Origin of the sequence: Lysinibacillus sp. NPDC056959 (genome assembly GCF_042674095.1) — a bacterium.
Classification (GTDB): Bacteria; Bacillota; Bacilli; order Bacillales_A; family Planococcaceae; genus Lysinibacillus; species Lysinibacillus zambalensis.
The window spans coordinates 51,311-68,567 of record NZ_JBHURE010000009.1 but is presented as its reverse complement, the minus strand read 5'-3'; the positions used below and the strand labels follow the sequence as shown (position 1 = coordinate 68,567).

22 protein-coding genes and 2 pseudogenes are annotated in these 17,257 nt (G+C 33.9%); 5 read left to right on the top strand and 19 right to left on the bottom strand.

Translation table 11 applies throughout. The annotated features are described in order from the left end of the window. Positions 1-237 precede the first annotated feature (237 nt). From ACFTQ7_RS12805 to ACFTQ7_RS12765, 9 genes and pseudogenes are all read right to left on the bottom strand, one after another. Positions 238-906: a M15 family metallopeptidase gene (locus ACFTQ7_RS12805; protein WP_386829115.1), complete on the bottom strand. Its 669-nt coding sequence runs from the start codon at positions 904-906 to the stop codon at positions 238-240. Next, the gene (locus ACFTQ7_RS12800) at positions 906-1,358 is read right to left on the bottom strand and encodes a phage holin family protein (RefSeq protein WP_386829254.1); all 453 of its coding nucleotides are present in this window, start codon (positions 1,356-1,358) and stop codon (positions 906-908) included. The genes ACFTQ7_RS12805 and ACFTQ7_RS12800 overlap by 1 nt, the downstream gene beginning before the upstream one ends. 72 nt (positions 1,359-1,430) lie before the next feature. Further along, positions 1,431-1,736 carry a hypothetical protein gene (locus tag ACFTQ7_RS12795; protein ID WP_386829113.1) on the bottom strand — a complete coding sequence of 102 codons (306 nt, stop codon included), beginning with the start codon at positions 1,734-1,736 and terminating at the stop codon, positions 1,431-1,433. A gap of 96 nt (positions 1,737-1,832) precedes the next feature. Continuing rightward, a pseudogene (locus tag ACFTQ7_RS12790) lies at positions 1,833-2,809 on the bottom strand (IS3 family transposase); the annotation flags it as partial. Positions 2,810-2,870: 61 nt separating this feature from the next. Continuing rightward, positions 2,871-3,632: a hypothetical protein gene (locus ACFTQ7_RS12785; protein WP_386829112.1), complete on the bottom strand. Its 762-nt coding sequence runs from the start codon at positions 3,630-3,632 to the stop codon at positions 2,871-2,873. Between the two features lie 184 nt (positions 3,633-3,816). Beyond that, complete coding sequence (locus tag ACFTQ7_RS12780; protein WP_386829111.1) at positions 3,817-4,056, bottom strand: hypothetical protein; 240 nt, start codon at positions 4,054-4,056, stop codon at positions 3,817-3,819. Positions 4,057-4,519: 463 nt separating this feature from the next. Continuing rightward, positions 4,520-4,900: a super-infection exclusion protein B gene (locus tag ACFTQ7_RS12775; protein ID WP_386829110.1), complete on the bottom strand. Its 381-nt coding sequence runs from the start codon at positions 4,898-4,900 to the stop codon at positions 4,520-4,522. Between the two features lie 858 nt (positions 4,901-5,758). Then, entirely contained in the window at positions 5,759-6,808 is a 1,050-nt protein-coding gene (locus tag ACFTQ7_RS12770; RefSeq protein ID WP_386829108.1) for a patatin-like phospholipase family protein, read from the bottom strand. A gap of 75 nt (positions 6,809-6,883) precedes the next feature. After that, the gene (locus ACFTQ7_RS12765; protein ID WP_386829107.1) at positions 6,884-7,324 is read right to left on the bottom strand and encodes a hypothetical protein; all 441 of its coding nucleotides are present in this window, start codon (positions 7,322-7,324) and stop codon (positions 6,884-6,886) included. Positions 7,325-7,541: 217 nt separating this feature from the next. Between ACFTQ7_RS12765 and ACFTQ7_RS12760 the strand changes: the two genes are divergently transcribed. After that, complete coding sequence (locus tag ACFTQ7_RS12760; RefSeq protein ID WP_386829106.1) at positions 7,542-7,814, top strand: hypothetical protein; 273 nt, start codon at positions 7,542-7,544, stop codon at positions 7,812-7,814. 274 nt (positions 7,815-8,088) lie between these two features. Here the strand turns inward: ACFTQ7_RS12760 and ACFTQ7_RS12755 are convergent, their stop codons facing one another. The 7 genes and pseudogenes from ACFTQ7_RS12755 to ACFTQ7_RS12725 form a co-directional block, all read right to left on the bottom strand. Then, a complete protein-coding gene (locus tag ACFTQ7_RS12755; RefSeq protein WP_386829252.1) occupies positions 8,089-8,475 on the bottom strand; it encodes a Holliday junction resolvase RecU in 387 nt (128 codons plus the stop codon). After that, positions 8,364-8,600, bottom strand: coding sequence for a hypothetical protein (locus ACFTQ7_RS12750; protein WP_386829105.1), 237 nt, complete (start codon positions 8,598-8,600; stop codon positions 8,364-8,366). The genes ACFTQ7_RS12755 and ACFTQ7_RS12750 overlap by 112 nt, the downstream gene beginning before the upstream one ends. Before the next feature lie 20 nt (positions 8,601-8,620). After that, positions 8,621-9,091 (bottom strand): hypothetical protein, encoded by a 471-nt coding sequence (locus ACFTQ7_RS12745; protein WP_386829104.1) that lies wholly within the window; start codon positions 9,089-9,091, stop codon positions 8,621-8,623. Beyond that, positions 9,063-9,260, bottom strand: coding sequence for a DUF6011 domain-containing protein (locus tag ACFTQ7_RS12740; RefSeq protein ID WP_386829103.1), 198 nt, complete (start codon positions 9,258-9,260; stop codon positions 9,063-9,065). Before ACFTQ7_RS12740 ends, ACFTQ7_RS12745 begins: the two co-directional genes overlap by 29 nt. After that, positions 9,257-9,511: a hypothetical protein gene (locus tag ACFTQ7_RS12735; RefSeq protein WP_386829102.1), complete on the bottom strand. Its 255-nt coding sequence runs from the start codon at positions 9,509-9,511 to the stop codon at positions 9,257-9,259. The genes ACFTQ7_RS12740 and ACFTQ7_RS12735 overlap by 4 nt, the downstream gene beginning before the upstream one ends. 17 nt (positions 9,512-9,528) lie before the next feature. Next, positions 9,529-9,945 (bottom strand): annotated as a pseudogene (locus ACFTQ7_RS12730) (single-stranded DNA-binding protein); the annotation flags it as partial. A 758-nt stretch (positions 9,946-10,703) separates the two neighbouring features. After that, the gene (locus ACFTQ7_RS12725) at positions 10,704-11,039 is read right to left on the bottom strand and encodes a hypothetical protein (RefSeq protein ID WP_386829100.1); all 336 of its coding nucleotides are present in this window, start codon (positions 11,037-11,039) and stop codon (positions 10,704-10,706) included. A gap of 292 nt (positions 11,040-11,331) precedes the next feature. Between ACFTQ7_RS12725 and ACFTQ7_RS12720 the strand changes: the two genes are divergently transcribed. The 3 genes from ACFTQ7_RS12720 to ACFTQ7_RS12710 all read left to right on the top strand — a co-directional run bounded on the left by ACFTQ7_RS12720 (position 11,332) and on the right by ACFTQ7_RS12710 (position 13,827). Continuing rightward, positions 11,332-12,342, top strand: a complete 1,011-nt coding sequence (locus ACFTQ7_RS12720; RefSeq protein ID WP_386829098.1) for an LptM family lipoprotein — start codon at positions 11,332-11,334, stop codon at positions 12,340-12,342. Positions 12,343-12,457: 115 nt separating this feature from the next. Next, a complete protein-coding gene (locus tag ACFTQ7_RS12715) occupies positions 12,458-12,697 on the top strand; it encodes a DNA-binding protein (RefSeq protein WP_386829097.1) in 240 nt (79 codons plus the stop codon). Positions 12,698-12,837: 140 nt separating this feature from the next. Then, positions 12,838-13,827: a C45 family autoproteolytic acyltransferase/hydrolase gene (locus ACFTQ7_RS12710; RefSeq protein WP_386829095.1), complete on the top strand. Its 990-nt coding sequence runs from the start codon at positions 12,838-12,840 to the stop codon at positions 13,825-13,827. Between the two features lie 83 nt (positions 13,828-13,910). Here ACFTQ7_RS12710 and ACFTQ7_RS12705 read toward each other — a convergent pair whose 3' ends face one another. Beyond that, entirely contained in the window at positions 13,911-14,216 is a 306-nt protein-coding gene (locus tag ACFTQ7_RS12705; protein ID WP_386829094.1) for a hypothetical protein, read from the bottom strand. A gap of 442 nt (positions 14,217-14,658) precedes the next feature. Between ACFTQ7_RS12705 and ACFTQ7_RS12700 the strand changes: the two genes are divergently transcribed. Then, positions 14,659-14,916 carry a hypothetical protein gene (locus ACFTQ7_RS12700; protein WP_386829093.1) on the top strand — a complete coding sequence of 86 codons (258 nt, stop codon included), beginning with the start codon at positions 14,659-14,661 and terminating at the stop codon, positions 14,914-14,916. Positions 14,917-14,957: 41 nt separating this feature from the next. Here the strand turns inward: ACFTQ7_RS12700 and ACFTQ7_RS12695 are convergent, their stop codons facing one another. Together ACFTQ7_RS12695 and ACFTQ7_RS12690 are read right to left on the bottom strand one after the other, a co-directional pair. Continuing rightward, entirely contained in the window at positions 14,958-15,677 is a 720-nt protein-coding gene (locus tag ACFTQ7_RS12695) for a peptidoglycan recognition protein family protein (RefSeq protein ID WP_386829091.1), read from the bottom strand. Positions 15,678-16,286: 609 nt separating this feature from the next. Then, positions 16,287-17,000 (bottom strand): DUF2278 family protein, encoded by a 714-nt coding sequence (locus ACFTQ7_RS12690; RefSeq protein WP_386829090.1) that lies wholly within the window; start codon positions 16,998-17,000, stop codon positions 16,287-16,289. Positions 17,001-17,257: the final 257 nt, after the last annotated feature.

Here is a 17,257-nt window from a genome sequence, read left to right as displayed (position 1 = left end):
AATATAATAAGTATTATTATCATGTATTTTATTACAATTTTCAACAAATTTTTCATTCAATTTGATTAAGTTATCTTAATTTTAGCCGTTTCTATTTACTACGTCTTTGCAGAATCGTAATATACAACCCTACTAAACGGTCTGTAGTCATTGCATTACTTTTTACATACTTCAAGTGTGAATTCTGTATAATATCATCCTTAACAGCCTGTGTAATTAAGCCTTTCTTGCACTTACTTATTTAATACGCTTCGCAATGATAAGTTTCAAACCTTCATAATCACCAGTTGTCATAGTTCCAGAATCGAATTTATCTAACCATGACTTGTCAATCAGCTTTTTATCAACTGCTTGTTTAATGTGGTCACGTACAGCAGCTTTTGTTGTCTCGTTTGTGAATTTCATTTTATCATCATCCTTTTCAGTTGGTTTTGTTTTATTACCTTCAACAATTAATTTAACTTGAATTTTGCTGTTACTAGGAACGATTACTTGTCCTTCTAGCTTGTAGCATCTTGGAATCTTCCAAGATGATTTAACTTCAAAGTGAGGACGGTCAATGTTCCCTGTCCAATCACCGCCCCATGTAATACCTAGCATACGTGCAATAGCTCCCACTCGACTAAGTGTCGCTACGTCATATAAAGATTGTGGGGGGCCAACAGCAACGTCCCATGCTAATCGTGACTTGTGATTACTGTTTAATGTCCAGGTAACAATCTGCCCTGGTCGAGTACGTCCTTGTGCATATAGATATTTCTGTCTTCCTTGTGAGCGATAGGTTTCGGTAATGAAGATATTGCGAATCCCAGCTTTATAACACTCTTGGAATAAGAGTTGCACAGCTAATCTAGCTGATGGTAATAGCTCATTAATGTCTCGACATGTAGTAGTTACGCTTGTCATTACTTATTCCCCGCCTCTTTTGATTTCAATTCTTTATCAACTTCTTTGCCAGTTAATTCATTGAGTACTTCATTTGTAAAACTTTCTTCTGATTGATTTTCTATGACTTTTAACTTTTCAGCTAATTGTCGTGGAACTAATACACCTAGTTGAGCCATGTTTTCAATAATTGATAAGGCTTCGTTAGCTATATAAAAAAGCACTGTCGCAAATGTAAGTGTTCCATTTAAAGACAGTACTTGATCGATAATATTTGCTGTGATAATAACAATAAATATTAATAATTTTCTTGCGTAACCAAATAATGATTTTCGACTCCATAGATTTTCATTTTTTACGGCTTTAAAAATGCCTGTTAAAATATCTAAAGCCATTAACATCAACAACATTTCTACAAATTTCACCCCACCAAATAAATATAAATGTGCTACTTCTAAATACTCCAAATTCATACCTCCCAAATTGCACACTCCTTTTTTGCATATTAAAAGCCCACCACAATCAAATCTGCGGAAGGCCCGATATTAAAGCATTTTGTTTAATTCAATTACAAACTCTTGATAAGCTTTTATGTTCCCATTTAGGAGAGATTCTTTTTTAGCAAGTTCTACTAATTCATCTCCAACAATATTAATATTCGCCTGTACGAATTCAGCTCTTGAGCCCGGATTAACATGGTGTTTTAATTCGTTCAACAACGATACTCTTTCTTTAGATTTTCTTAAATCCGCTTGTACTTGTATTAATTCTTGTTCCCATACAGCGATAAATTCTTTGTAAACTCTGATTTCTGTATTTATGGTATCTTGGCTGAATTTTACTTCTTGCATATTATCATCTCCTTTTGTCTACAATCATTCAACAGAAGGAAAGAGTCTCCTCTTAATTTAGACAAAATATATAACTATAAAGCATACCGAAATCATAGAGCCAATTGTGTACGTAATAATTTCACCATTAAATAAATCTAAAACAGGTGATAAATATAATTTTTCGCCGAATAATTTAAACTCCGTAATATCAGTTACCCATTTTTCATTCGGTGCGTCCGCTGTAAATTGGCGGTCTAAATGATTTGGCGCAATTTTACCGACTGTTCCTTTATAGGATTTATATTTTTTTATACGCACAAGGCACTTTAATCCAAGTTCTTTCATGATGCGTTGGACCTTCTTGTGATTCACGTTCTTCCCACGATTAGCTAGCTCATCACGAATACGACGATAGCCATAACGTCCTTCATGTTCATCGTAAATTGAATTGATTTCTACTTTTAAATCCGCATCTGGGTCTATTCGGTTCATTTTCTTTACTAAATCGTAATACGTGCTTCGTGGAATACCAGCGAGTTTCACAAGCGCCCTCACCGAATATTTATGCCTTAACTCAAAGACTACTTTTGCTTTGTCTTGTTTGGTGATTTTTCCTTGTTTTGAACTAAGGCATTCAACTTTTTTAAATACTCGTTTTCCATTTCAAGTTGTTTAATACGTGCTTCTAGTGCTCCGACAGATCCTTCAGCTGAGATTTGTTTTGTCGATTGTTTTTTCATCGATGGACGCCCCTTTTGTCTTGGTTCAAGGGCATCTAAACCGCCAACCTCCATTTGTTTTTGCCAATTATACACCGTTGTATAACTTGGGATTTTAAAAAGAGCTGCGGTATCCATTAATGACGCACCAGATTGAACCATGTAATTTAGTACGTCTAGTTTAAATGGTACAGAATAATTTGTATAGGTATTCCTAAACCCTTCATCTCCATGTAGTTCATATAACTTTAACCAATATTGAAATTGTGCTTTTGTTACTCCCATCTGTTTTGCATACTCTTTTTGAGAAAAAATCTTTGAATTAAAGCCTCGAATAATCTTTAACTTTATCTCGCTCGTAAATTTAGTCATAAAAAAACTACACCTCCAATTGTTAGATGCTGTGTCTAACAATTGGGGTGCAGTTCATTTTCTAGATGCTAATCATTTCTTTCTTTAAGATAAGTTTGTATCTTCCACTAAAGAAATCGCTTATTTTAAATTTTGTAACTAAATCAGATATATCACCGATATCTAAAATATGATAGCTTTCTGTACTTACATTTTCCAGTAGTAATCGATATTCATTTTGGGCTTTAAAATAGTCATCCTTAATAAAACAAATATCAGAACTATCTAAATCTAAGTATTTACTTACTCTGTCTGAATAATTTTTACTAAAATCATAGTATTTCACTTTTCCTGCTTTAAAGTCTATCTGTAATTCTTCACACTTTTCTTTAACTCGATCCATAAAGAGTTTGGCATTGATAATCAACATATTATCTCCAAAATCTGAAATCAATTTTTCTAGCTCATTTTTTTCAATTTGAGGAAAAACCTCTATTGAACTTTCATCTTCGGAACTTACTTGTAAAACATCTTTATCAACAGAATACATACACAAAACTGGTGATTTAATTCTATCATTGGAATGAATATTTATTCTCTCTGCCTTACCTTTAACTAAAACTTCGTCTGTTTCAGGATCCATTAATGTCATCTCGACATCTGCATATACAGCTGAAGCTTCCAAAGCATCGCCTACACCTCTATCACCAGTTTCTTTTTCTCTCTCGATAAAATAACTAAGTGGATTCATACGAAGCTTACCTTGAATAAAATCATTTTCATATTCCGGTTTAACAAATTTTAATAGAAAAGCAGTTGCGTCATTTGGTATTTGTGATTTCAATTTTATCGCCTCCTGCCATTACCATATCCCATAATTAAACAAATATGTAATAATATTTTGACGCGGTTATTTTCACTCTCAAAACCACATCAAACTCTGCCCTCTCATCCCAAAGTGTTTTGACTGTTTGATGCAGTTTTCAAAGCAAAAGAAAAACCACTCGCGAGAGTGGTTTAAATAAGTTTTATATCCAGTTGTCAATCACGTCTTTTTCTGCAGCTGTTAAGTTTATAATATTGATCTTGCTGACTTTGCTAGAAGGGAAGAATATTGTTTCTGCATCCTTCTCTATAATTACCATTCTAGTTTTATCATCAACATTGAAATATTTTTCATACACCATTTGGTATGAATCAGCTTTAATTTCTGGTGTAGAGACTTGATCACCGTTATCTAAATGAAATTCCATAATATAGTTATCCATAATCTCACCTCCCTCTCAAATAATAACCCAGAAGTTGGAAAATATGTAATATATATTTGATATCAAAACCACATCAAACTTTGCCCTTTCAACTGATTACGTTTTTGCTGTTTGTTACAGTTTTCAAAGTAAATTAAAAATATCCCGAAGGATGTTAACCTGAGTGGTTTTTTCTTTGTCTAGCAATATCACACCAACCATCTCCATCATTTGTTTGTTTTGTAATCACCCCATTATGCTAGTTGGTTTGCAAAATAAAAAGCCATTCTTTCCGAATGACTTTAAAGTTATTTAGAAATATGTCTTACCAAAAGCTCTTTTATCTATATTCACCTCACTATAACCATCTACAATTTTTTTGGTTACTGAATTGGATTGAGAAAGTAAATTATAAGAGATAGGTGTTAATGAGTAGGCAAAAGCTGTTAATTGCCCAATATTACTTAAATTATTCTTTTATTTTCTAAATCATAACTTCAGGATGCATAATGTTTAAGTACAATCCAGAAGGAGTATTCTCAGCAAAAAGATGATGGACAATAAAATTTTGTGTGTCCGAAAGATTTAATAAACGATTTTTCATGTTTTTCTTAGCTTCTCTTTTTGCAAAGTGACTGGTAAATGCGTTTTTAACTAATAAAAACAACTCTACTAAAACAAATGCCGAACTTATTAACAGAGTTATTGATATCCACGCTTTATTTTTATTCACTAAATCATTTATTGATAGATATGTTATCCATTTCCCTGGCATAAATGTAAGTGCAATACTTAATAAAAATATTGGCCACAAAATTATTTTTATCTTATAAATAAATGTTAATATTATTTTAGCAATGTCCATACAAAACTTCTCCCTTATATCATTATTCCGAAATATGTAAGTTTATATCAACTTACCCATTTTATATAGAATACTATGATAATAAGAAAATAGTAAATAAATGCATTCATCTTTTTGACAAAGGCTCTACTGCTTTAAATATTTAATTGTCGAGTTAGCTCACTTTCAGAACCGTGGTAGAGCTGCACCACGTTATATTTGTAAAGCGAATTGCGTTTTATTTATAGTGCTTTTCCGTGCACTTGTTGCTCAGTAAGTTTGTTTTAGTAAGTTTGACTGAATCATGGAATGTGGACGAAGTTCACATATAAACCACTACTTCAGCAATTTTTAGCCTTTTATATTAATTAAGATACCTAATCTAATAAAAAAATGGGCCGGCCGTGTTTGTCTTGCCTCGAACAAGTTTATGAGGCGCAGGTCGGTCGTCGGTCTGTCTTTCCCTAATATTTAGGAATTCACAAATACCAAGGAAAGAAACATTTACCTGTCCGACCTCCCCTCCATTTTACACGTTAAATTCACACATCCATATAGAGTAACGTTTGATACAAATGATACATTTGCGTCATTTGATACATTTAATAAGGCGGATTCTTAAAAATTGTTGCCAAACTTTCAAAACAACATAAAACCAAAGTGAATCTACAAAAAGTAGGAATCAACTTTGGTTTTTTATTTTTATATTTCGTAAATCGAATATTTAACAAAAGCCCCCTTTTGATGATAAAAAGAGACGCTTGTTAAACAATACACCCTTTAACCGAGTAATTGAGTAGTTTATATTAGCTAAAGTTACTTTGAAAAAAAGTCAAAACGGATTCTTATCTAGCTGAATTGGGTTTTCAATCTTAGATTTCACTCTGAATAATCAGAAACATTAATCTCGAATTTCTCCAAGTAAGTTTTCGTACTATTATAAGCGTTAGCTATTATTTTCTCCATTTTCTCAGGTGAAATGTTCCAATCAGTTGTATTAACTCCAGTTACATCTAAAAAAATTGTTCTAGACATATCAATATCATTTAGATATGTATAGTTTTTAAATTCCCTTAGGGTTTTTATGAGGTGTTTTGTGAAATCATAGATGTTGTTAATTTCATTAACAACTGCTTCTTTTGTATGATAAAAAAGAATTTTATTTTCTGATTCTAATCGAAATCCAATAGTTTCAAGATTAGGTTTATATTCAGTTTCTGTAATATTGTTAATGACTAGTTCAGTCTTTTTCTCATTTGCCAATTTATAGCTTTTTGGGACTTCAACATCTTGTACAGACCATAATTCGGTGTCTTCAATAAAACCCTTTTCATCAAAAAGTCTAATTGGGTAGTTCATTAAAACTCCCCCATCAACATAATAATTTCTTTCTTCATCCGTTTTTGCTGTAAAATAGAGTGGTATTGACGTCGAAATTTCAACAGCATCAATTAACCGAGTTTTTGGTGTAAGTTCGTGGCAATAGATTTTGTAAGAATGTGTTGATAAATTAGTACCTACAAAGTACATATCCTTAAAATTTTTTTCTTTTTGAACTTGTTTTATATCTTCAAAGGTTGAATTAACATTACCAGTTGCAAATTCTATTGCTTCCCCAATCCATTTTCTTACTACTTCACCTTTATTCCATCCATATTTGGTTAATAATCTGGCGACGTCAAGTACATCTAGCACATCATTATCTTCTATGGTCTGAAGGTCTTTACCTTTAATGAATTCTAGCATATCTTTAGATTTAATCCCTAATCCTACAATTAATGCTGTAATAGCTCCTGCCGATGTCCCACCTACTCTTTGAATACTACTGATCACCTCTGATTTTTCTAATGCTTCTAATGCCCCAATATAAGCAATCCCTTTAACACCCCCACCTTCAAAGACAATATTCTTAAATCTGTTTTTCGACATACAATCACTCCTAAAATGTTGAGATAAGTGAAGTATGGTTTCATTCTAAAAATTAATACATGCAGAGTAGGTGCATTAGGCCCCCATCAACATTTGTTTAACTATACATTCTCTTGTGCGTATAATCGTTGTACTTGATAGTTTCATGTGCTTACCAATAGCTCTCATGCTGTCGCCATCTAGCAGTCTATGAAGAACCTCAAACTCTCTATCACCTATAACGTAAGGAATGCGTTTTTGCACCTCTGCAATCTTTTGTTCATATTCCTTAATTCGATAATTTAGCGAATATACACGACGTTGTACTTCTGTAAATACTGGATCACTCGTACCACCACTAGCCTTTGGCAATGTTGCCTCAATGCCATACATAGCTGTTTTAGCACCAATGTAACTGTTGTTATCAACCTTAGCTACTGGCTGCCTTGCTTCCTCAATTGTTTCAACCATCCAACGATAATTTTCAATCCACTGAAGTAAATTCTCTTTTGTAACTTTAATTTGCCCTTGTTTCATAGGTTTGCCCTCCTACGGTGTGATATAATAATGTTGTAAGCACCGTCAAAGGGCATAAACCAATTCGAGCTGTAGCGTCTGCAAACGCTGCGGCTTTTTCTTTTTCTCATATTGTTCAGTAAAAAAACAACTAATATTTGGATGGTTAACATAACCATGGTCTTTTGTTAAATAAATTCCTATACTAGTAACATCTTATATATTGGGGTGGATAATATTGAATATATTCATAACATCGGAAACATCGAAAACAAAGAAAACTGCTTTAACAAATGGCTGGACTCTAGTAGCACACGAAACTATGTCTGTATACGTTAGCATTGATAATCCAAATAAATTTTGTATACACGATTGGGACGATGACCAATCATTAACTCTTATAACAGAGGAAGATTCATTTGAAGTACCATGTACTAGATATAATTCAAGATATAAAGCAAACCTATCTAACCGTACAATTACCCTTCTTATGGAACCCGAAGAAGACTAAGAATACTGATATTGGAGCATCAAATTTGATGCTCCTAACTTCCCATACTGCACAATATCTTTCACTTAACCCACCTACGCAAATTACTAATCTGCTCAAGCTCTTTCCCAATGCTTCGTAGCTGCATATAAGTCTTGCATCTTCTGCATTTCTTTGTTGGATCATAGGCTTTACATTTCGGACATCCTCTGCACTTGAGAAAAGCTATGTGGTCCTGCTGATTGATTAGCCTTGCTCTACGCTGTTTAACTTCCTTGCGAACTGTATTCATGCGTCATACCACTAACGAATCCAAATAATGCAGCTTATATCCATCCTTCGACTTAACCTCAATACACTCATTTTCAAAGGTCTTGTATGATATTGATTTTCGACCACCATTTTTAGCCGCTTCCCAGTTCATTTGTAGCACCTCAAAAGGCAGAAGATATGTTTTGTTATATTTACGAAAACTCACAAGGAGAAACGAAAACGCGTTATTTTTATGCCATGATTCTAGTAGTTCGTATTGGTGATTAGATAAATTTTTAAGTGGGAAACTAGCATTGCTTATTTCCTTCGCATCGAAGGCAACAGATCGGCCTTTATATACTCCGGCAAAATCGACCCATTCTGCTTTTTCTTTCCGCCCTTCGACAAAACGTCCATTGTCTTTAGTAATTTGTATTGCCTAGGTACTTTTCGTATATCCGCTATACCTGAGTTGCGATATTTATTGTTTGCCATAATAATTAAACGTTCAAAAGCCGCTCCTCGATTGGCGTATGAAGTATTTTTATAAGCCATTTTAAACCTCCTGTTAGCGCTTATATATTAAACAAGTCCATCTGTTGCCATTGTTCTTGTGGCAATTCTTTTATAACTTCTACCCCATGCTCATGTATATTTGTAAACCAATGAAGAGGGAACCTTCCTATTGGTTGTTTCAGCTCTGAATCAGCGTAAAAATAGCAATCATGCTTATTTGCGTAGCAACCATAAGTTGCTCTAATAAAGTACTTACCTAAGTCTGCACAATAACCATCTCGTTTCCAAACTAGCTCCGCTTCGTATACCAAGCCTTCCTCTAACTCTAATTGCTCTAATGGTGAGGAAGGCTCAAGTGGCCATTCCTCTGTTATGACTTCGAAACGTTTTTTTTGATACGTTCCAAAATGAGAACCTGGACGAGGAAATCCGCTAACCTTATAAGCTAATCCTCCATGGGTATACACATAATATATTTCGCCTTCCACAAGGTTGGATTTTTCAGGTGCCTGTATGCAACGTCCTTGCATCGATTACACCCCCATATGAAAATTCAGGATCAAAAATAGTTATTTGAATTTTTAAAAATTCTGCATCTTCCGCTTTTTGTTTCGCTCTTTTCTTACATCGCCGCCCCATACCATCATCAATTGATTTTTGTGACCGTAATTTACGACCACATCTTTTACAACTACTCATTCAGCCTGCACCTTAAGCACCTCATAAACACCTTCGACCCAGTATGGTAAGCCATTATGCATGTGAATATTTAAGGTGTGAAGCTCCTTCTCACAACGATAGACATGAATAGTAGCGTCACGACTTGAAATTATACCTTTTCGTTCATACGGCTCACCATCAAAGAAAATTGTTGCTGCTTGTGAGTAGCTTTCGTATAAATCGTTTAAATCCAAATAGACATTTGCTGGTTTTCTAATTATTTTTGGCACCGATATATCTCCTCCCATCAGAACGGCAAATCATCTTCTGAAACTTCAATCGGTCCTCTGCTGTTTGCAAATGGGTCTTCATCCACTCGTGTATAGTTCGGCTGATTCAACGGTGGTTGGTTTTGCTGATAAGAATTGTTTCCGAATGAATTTTGTCCAGGCGTTGCTCCACTAAATTGTTGTTGTGGTTGACTACCGCCATATGATTGTTGGTTAGTTCCTAAAGCTTGTCCTCCATATTGTTGTGACGGTTGCTGTTGCTGATATGGATTCGGTTGTCCTTGATACTGGGAAGCGTTCGGTTGACCAGCTGAGTTTGCTCTCGGCTCTAAAAACTGAATGCTGTCCGCCACCACATCAGTAGTGTAAACACGCTTACCATCTTGTCCCTCGTAGCTTCCGGTTTGGATACGGCCTTCAATCCCTAGTAAATTTAGTGGACAATAACTAATCCCTGTTGCTCCATTCAGTATCGTAACCTTCCTAACGGTACATAGTAGTCATTGAACTAGCCTCCGATTATTTTATGGCTGTTTGATACAGTCTTCAAGGCATAATAAAAAGCCATGCTCATATGAACATGACTAATCTTCACAATCTGCTAAATATTCTTCTTAGCCGAAGAAAATAAAAAAGAGTAGCAAGATCTCCACCCTTCAAATATTTCAGTATTACATAATTTCATCCTTTTATTGCACAGTATTGACTATTTAATCTCTACTTTATTGATTAAATAATTTTCGTTCAGGCATCCATTTTGCCCCTAAAAGAGAATTAATTATCGTGGCAAGGATCAATCCCAAAATGAATCCGTAAAACGGATGGCTTTTTAGAATAAACATTGGAAGAATCATAATACAAATAACTGTAACCACTAAGTTGACTATGTAGCCTAGTTTAGGTCGGTTTTTAAACATTTAGCATACCTTCTTTTTTTGATTTAATGAATCTGCACCGTTTTCGATTAATTCAAAATTAGGTAAATCCATCCAATTAATCATAACGCGTATGGAATAATATATCTATAATAAATATGAAGGATAATAAAAAGCCACACCTTGTTAGATGCAACTTCAAATATTTGTAAATCAAACTGTTTCTTCTAGGCTTGTACATTTTATTTTGTAATTATATAATCTATAAGTTTCACGGGATAAATAAAATAATGACATGATACAATTTTTAGTAATAATTAATCAAGAACTAATAATACGCCAAAAATAGCGCCCATTGTTGCAGAACTATCATTTCGTCTAGAAAAAATTGATTCCAATACTGCTGTAAATGCAACAACGCTTATACCGGCCGACGCTGCACCCAACAAAGGTTTTACAGAGTTATATCTAGTTATGAATAGTATGATTACTACTAAAAATATTAAAGCAAATAATTCAGCGATAGATTTATTTTCAATGCTTATCAGGAAAAAGGATATTACAGCGACAGCTATTAAAGACCAACCATAAATAACGGAAGCTTTCAACTTTTTTTCTTCTGTTTCAGCTTTAAAAATATGATTTAATACCAATTAAAAAAACATTCTAAAACACTTCCTAAAGTAATAATAATTATAATATACATAATAAATTATACCTATTTTTCGATTATTTCCATATAAATTTAAAGGAGAATTTACCTTATTTATAGAAACACATGTAAAGTGAACGTGCACTAATGTAAGAATAAAAATGGCTCTCACTTCTTTCAAGTGAAGGCACGCATACAGCCGTATATTCTAAGATAACTATCCATTTTGTCTTTTTTATGTACTTTCCCCTCAATATTACCTAGAATGGTAATATTGAGGGAGGTTTTTATATATGAAGAAAAAATTAATTTTTAGTGCAGCATTAGTATTAAGTTTAGGATTGTCTGGTTGTGGAGAAGACAAAGCTAAGGAAGAACCGCAAAAAGAAAATGGTACTAAAGCTGAAGAACCACAAAAAGTTCTAGCCAAAACAGTTGATGACGTATTGGAACATTTTAAAAAAGATGGTCTAGAACTAGGTGAAGTTTCAGATTTACCAAAAGGTGAATTTGGAAACATCCGAAAAGAAGGCAAACGAGTTTTAATTCCTTCACTTGGTGATGATTCAGGTGGTCGATTATTTTTATTCGATAATGAAGAAAATCTAAAAAAGGCAAAGAGTTATTATGATGAATTAGGAAATTCAGGTCCTTTGTTTTATTCTCACACTCACCAAAGTGGACTGTTTTTATTACAAATGAATGGCGATATGGAAGATAATGAATTTGCTAAGTATGCAGCTTCACTTGAAACAGCTGAAACAGGTTCTACTAACATTGAAATTAAAGAAGAAAGCAAAGCGAATAAAGCTGATAATTTAACAGAAGCGAATGTTGGTGATGTAGTGAAAAATGATTTTGCAGGTACATATACAATCACTGATTTATATGAAGGACCAAATGAAAAATATAAAAGTGCTGATGTTGAATTTTCAATTGATGAAATGAAAACAGCTAAACTTGTTGCACAAAATCCTGAACTAATTGAAACAGCCGCTGAAACAAATGTACTTATCCTCTCTATTACAGGAGAAAATTTATCTGACGATACCGTTGATTTCCATCCAAGCACAACTAAAATGATCACTGATACAAAACGTCAAATTGATTCAAATGTTATGATTTCCTCTTTTGAATCTGAGTTTATTGGTAAAGTAATACAAAAAGGTGAGGTTATTTTTGATTTAGGTGAAGAAGGTTTAGAAGGTGTCAAAGAATTAAAATTTGTATTTGATAGTACTTCAAAAGATAACAGATTTATTGGAGAAAAAGTAACAGTAGTTGTGCCAGTAAATAAAAAATAAGTCACTTAAAGGAGGTTAACCCCTCCTTCTCAATAAAGTTATAACTAACCTACTTATATAAAATGCTTAGATTAGAATATGTATTAATTGTGTTGTACGGAATCGAGGTGAATAAATGGAATACACATTTGGATCAGCTGAGGAACTTCTTGAATTTCTAAATGAAGAATTGTTATCTGCAACCGAAGCAGCTGAGCTGTTGGAAATATCAAAAGTTCGATTGGGGCAATTAGTAAAAGACGGAAAGTTAAAGACAGCTAAAGAACAACCTAAAATGTTTTTAAAAAGCATACTAATAGAGAAAAAAGATGAGCTTGAATCACTTCGTAAAAAACACAGACCGTATGACCAATAAACATAAAAGACCCAGGTACTCAAATTTTCATGAGCGCCTGGGCCTTTGTGTTTAGAGTTATCTAATAATTACAGGGTACACTCTCCCCCTACTGGAGAGTTTATTCTTTTTACATACATAAATAAATGGAGGGAATTACGATGTATCATCCGAGATTAAAAGGAAATTCTTATGAGGCAGGAAAGCATTATGCTGAAATTCTTTATAAAAATGGTTTTAGGTTTCCGAAAGTAACGGAAGAAAAATTAAAATATGGGGAGTCGTGCAAACAAATTCTTACAGATTTTGATCCCCATATTGTGAAAGAGATACAAGGATTTGCTGAAGGTTGTCATTCTTCATTTGAAGAAGTAAGCTCGTTTCTCTTAAGTATTGGCGTATTCGAATTGGCAGGTCAATGCAGTATTTTTTCCGCCTATAACGGAAAAGAAATGTTTATTGGCCGAAATTATGATATGCTCTTTAATCTTAAAAATATTACAGAGTCCTCACTTGTTTGTTTTGATGATAAAAATAAGTATCTCGGACAATCAGATTGCTTTATTGGAAAAGTTGATGGGATAAACGAACACGGTTTATTTGTTGGGATTTCATCCGTTCCTCATGATGGGATTAAACCTGGTCTGAATTTTTATTTGGCTGTTAAATATATTTTAGAAAATTGTCGTACGGTAGATGAAGGAATAGACGTGTTAAAAAGATTCCCGAGTTCGGTGGCTAATAACTATTTGTTAGCAGATCCTCTTGGGAATATGGCAGTTGTAGAAGTTACTCCTAATAGTTATCAAGTACGCCTTCCTACTAATAATTACATTCATTGTACAAATCATCACGAAAGTACATCATTAACCGAAAGTTGGAATTGGAGCAAATCAAAAGAGCGTTTTGAAACATTAGATACCCGTCTTAAACACAATGTAAATAGTATGGATCTTACCATTGCACAATCCATTATGTCGGAAACCAAGGGTCATGTTTGTTTAAATCTAAAAGAACAACAATTTGGTACTCTTTTCTCTGTTATAGCTAACTTAAATACTTTAGATATACGTAGAGCAGAAGGTCAGCCAAACAGAGCAAAATATAAATCAGATCGACGATTAATAGATGCTGTTTTAAAAGATGTCTAATGAAGAATGAATTCATGCCTTCCATATTGTAAACTCCTTTTACATAAAAAAGCCTTCCACAATTATCTGTGGAAGGCTTGATATTAAAGCATTTTATTTAATTCATTTACAAACTCTTGATAAGTTTTAATATTCCCACTTAAGTGAGATTCTTTTTTAGTAAGCTCTACTACTTCATCCACAACTATATCAATATTTGCCTTTACGGTTTCAGTTCTTGAGCCAGGTGTAACACGTTGTTTTAATTCATTTAATAGCAAAACTCTTTCTTTGCCTTTATCCAAATCAGCTTGTACCTTCAATAATTCTTGTTCCCATTCATCGATAAATTCTTGGTACGCTCTGATTTCTGCAATGATGGTTTCTTGACTGCTTTTTACTTCTTGCACAGGAATCCTCTCCTTTCATCTACTCAATTCGACAAAAAGAGAGAATTACCTTTAACAAGTTTTTGACCATCTACAAAGTATTTAATTTCATAGTAAACGTAGCATAAGCCAGTGTTATTTTTATTGCCCCAAACAGGTTATTTCCTTAAAACGGAAGTAAATAGAGAGGTCCATTGCAATAAATTTTCTTTCGTTACCTTTTTTTGCCCTTTCAACATAGGTTTCCCTTCTGTATTGTGATATAATAATGTCGTGAACACCATCAAAGGGCATAACCAATTCGAAGCTGTAGCGTGTGAAAACGTTGCGGCTTTTTCTTAAAAAGGAATGAACCTATGAATCAATTAATCCAATATATCAGCTACCTACCAAGCTTGTAGGGAGTGCCGTTACATCCTTTGACCTCCATGCAAGCTTGGGTTTCTCAAGGGAGCTGATATGTATGAAAAATCGTTCAAAAGCTTATATTCGCCATCAGAGAGAGCGAATTATTCGAAAGAAATGGACCATTTTAAAAGACGTTATGTTAAGAGAAAGTGAATACATGCCTGAACGCGGCAGATTGAGTAAAGGTAAAATTCATTGCTCATGTAGTATGTGTCGATACGAGCAGTTTCACTCGATTCCAAAAGCTAAACATAAAGCAAAATTAAAAGCTATGGAACAGGAAATAGACGATTATGTCTATTTCCTTTTTTAAAAGCCCAGGCTCAAAATTAATTGAGTACCTGGGCATTGCTGTTAGCCACCACGCTGTTTAATGATGATCTTTAGTCCTTCAAAATCGCCACCTGTCAAAGTTCCTTGGTCAAATTTATCTAACCATGACTTATCAATTAGCTTTTTATCTACAGATTGTTTAATATAATCACGAACTGCTGCTTTTGTAGTTGCGTTTGTAAATTGCATTATGTCATCATCCTTATCTGGTTGTTGTTGATCCAAACCATTTTTAATATCTAGTTTGAATTGTTCATCTGTGATTCCCATAGTTTGTAAATACGGAAATGGATCTCTATGCGTTGTACCACCTAAAGTATCTGTGACCCAACGATGCGACTTAATACCATTGCCACTACTATCAAGTACAATTGGTAAACCTGCATCTTTTGCAAGTTCTCTTAGTAACCAAATATAAGCAGCGTAATCCTTTTTAAATTGTTCCTTGTCATTTGTTCGAGCCAACTCTACTTGTGCATAGCTAAGCGGATTACCTTTAGGACCACAGCCATATTGCACGCGATTAACTGGTGCGACTTGCACGATCCGTCCACCACCGCCTATCCAGTGAGAAGTAAAAGCATTGGCTTTATTTTGATTCATAAAAGCTATTTCATTTTCCAAAGCATTCGGTCCATTATTATTCGGATTGCCAGATTCATGAGCAATAACATATTTAACTGCAGTTAAAGCTAAGTTCGGCAATGCGGACATTAAGCGTTTTTCTATAATATAAGTCATTTTCTCATTTCTCCTCTCGTTGGATTATGCCTTTGAAAAATCAATTAATGGATCTATACAATTATCATCATTAGTCAATTTAAAATGATTCAGAATCCAAAAAACAATCTATACAATGTGCGAATCCCTAGCGGTTCCGGCAACAGAAGTGCTACAGGAATTGCATAAACAAGTACAACTAACATTAATTTACAAAATATTCAGAAAACAAACTTTATCATTTTAATACATTATACTGACACTCAAAAATTAACGCTAAAATATATCTATTAACTTTGAACTACCTGATTCTAAAAAAAATTGTAACCATTCAATCACTCGCATAACTCATACTTTATTTTATTATTTGCAATATAAAATCCCTCCACAATTATCTGTGGAGGGCATAAAAAATAACGCTAGCTTATGCTGCGTTTACTTCTTTTCGTATGGTATATAAAAAGTATGAGCATTTGGCGTAACGTGTAGAAAAGGAATAGCCTCTCTCCATTCGATCTTTATCAAATACCATTAAAAACATAATTTTTAATCAAAACATGTTGTGCACATATAAAAAGCCCAGGCTCAAAATTTAATTGAGTTCCCGGGCAATCTATCGTGTTCTTCGTATTAAATTTCTATCGCTGATTTTCTATTAGTATGGTTACATACACTAACTGGCTTCGTAGCATGTCCATGGTCATCTGTACACCAAGACTGCGATTGGAAAGCAAGGAATATACCAACCCATCTGTTTTCCTCCTCAAAATGAATAAGGACACCACCATCTTGCCATATCCCATCGTCTTTCCTAAAATCCCTACTATTCCCTTGATTCATATGAATATCATGAATGCCCCTACCTGGAGAAAAGCCAAAATATTTATCTACTTTATCTTCATTTTTAAACTTTTCACCGTAAGCGTAAACGGTAGCTTTTTTAGTCATAGCCTCTTGTATATACTTATTCACTTTTTCATTTAAGTCATTGTCTGGTCCATTTTCTGTTGCAGGGAGAGGAATCATTTTTGACGGATCAAATAAACCACCACGAATATAATCTAATGCAATTTCATGATTTTCACTAGTAACCTCTGTAAATCCTTCTTCGAAATTAGGGATAATGGTAATTTGACTCGAATTAAAATCTTCACTCACAAAATACAGGACTTCTGATGGCTTTACCTTTGAGGCGACATTGATTGCAATCCTATAATTCTCCTCGTTTTTGTCCTTTTTCGTTGCCCGAATATGCACTTGGTAATGAGGGGTTTTGTCAAATGAATCCACAGGTCTCACATCAACAACTTTACCTTTTAACACTCCGTACTTGAATAATGGCATAGAACTATAACCTCCAATTTAATAGATTTTTTCCAATATTAGCTCACTTAGTTTCTGGTTATTTTTTTCAAAATAAAAGATGGTGGCTGTATGGAACAACCTAGTCTCTTCAGACATTTTTATGGTTACGTTACTAAACTCATTTGTTTCATTCTCTCTATATCACTTATTTTATCATTCCTAAAAATGGAACTTCAATGATTTATTCACGCCAAATTTCGACGTCCACATCCCACTTTGTTGTGCATTGTTCTTGA

Bases quoted from the DNA above. Each gene is read 5' to 3' on its own strand.
- ACFTQ7_RS12700 (WP_386829093.1), top strand. From the start codon at position 14,659: ATGAAAAATCGTTCAAAAGCTTATATTCGCCATCAGAGAGAGCGAATT.
- ACFTQ7_RS12695 (WP_386829091.1), bottom strand. From the start codon at position 15,677: ATGACTTATATTATAGAAAAACGCTTAATGTCCGCATTGCCGAACTTA.
- ACFTQ7_RS12770 (WP_386829108.1), bottom strand. From the start codon at position 6,808: ATGTCGAAAAACAGATTTAAGAATATTGTCTTTGAAGGTGGGGGTGTT.
- ACFTQ7_RS12775 (WP_386829110.1), bottom strand. From the start codon at position 4,900: ATGGACATTGCTAAAATAATATTAACATTTATTTATAAGATAAAAATA.
- ACFTQ7_RS12805 (WP_386829115.1), bottom strand. From the start codon at position 906: ATGACAAGCGTAACTACTACATGTCGAGACATTAATGAGCTATTACCA.
- ACFTQ7_RS12715 (WP_386829097.1), top strand. From the start codon at position 12,458: ATGGAATACACATTTGGATCAGCTGAGGAACTTCTTGAATTTCTAAAT.
- ACFTQ7_RS12800 (WP_386829254.1), bottom strand. From the start codon at position 1,358: ATGAATTTGGAGTATTTAGAAGTAGCACATTTATATTTATTTGGTGGG.
- ACFTQ7_RS12720 (WP_386829098.1), top strand. From the start codon at position 11,332: ATGAAGAAAAAATTAATTTTTAGTGCAGCATTAGTATTAAGTTTAGGA.
- ACFTQ7_RS12745 (WP_386829104.1), bottom strand. From the start codon at position 9,091: ATGCAAGGACGTTGCATACAGGCACCTGAAAAATCCAACCTTGTGGAA.
- ACFTQ7_RS12780 (WP_386829111.1), bottom strand. From the start codon at position 4,056: ATGGATAACTATATTATGGAATTTCATTTAGATAACGGTGATCAAGTC.
- ACFTQ7_RS12690 (WP_386829090.1), bottom strand. From the start codon at position 17,000: ATGCCATTATTCAAGTACGGAGTGTTAAAAGGTAAAGTTGTTGATGTG.
- ACFTQ7_RS12710 (WP_386829095.1), top strand. From the start codon at position 12,838: ATGTATCATCCGAGATTAAAAGGAAATTCTTATGAGGCAGGAAAGCAT.
- ACFTQ7_RS12740 (WP_386829103.1), bottom strand. From the start codon at position 9,260: ATGAGTAGTTGTAAAAGATGTGGTCGTAAATTACGGTCACAAAAATCA.
- ACFTQ7_RS12750 (WP_386829105.1), bottom strand. From the start codon at position 8,600: ATGGCTTATAAAAATACTTCATACGCCAATCGAGGAGCGGCTTTTGAA.
- ACFTQ7_RS12795 (WP_386829113.1), bottom strand. From the start codon at position 1,736: ATGCAAGAAGTAAAATTCAGCCAAGATACCATAAATACAGAAATCAGA.
- ACFTQ7_RS12765 (WP_386829107.1), bottom strand. From the start codon at position 7,324: ATGAAACAAGGGCAAATTAAAGTTACAAAAGAGAATTTACTTCAGTGG.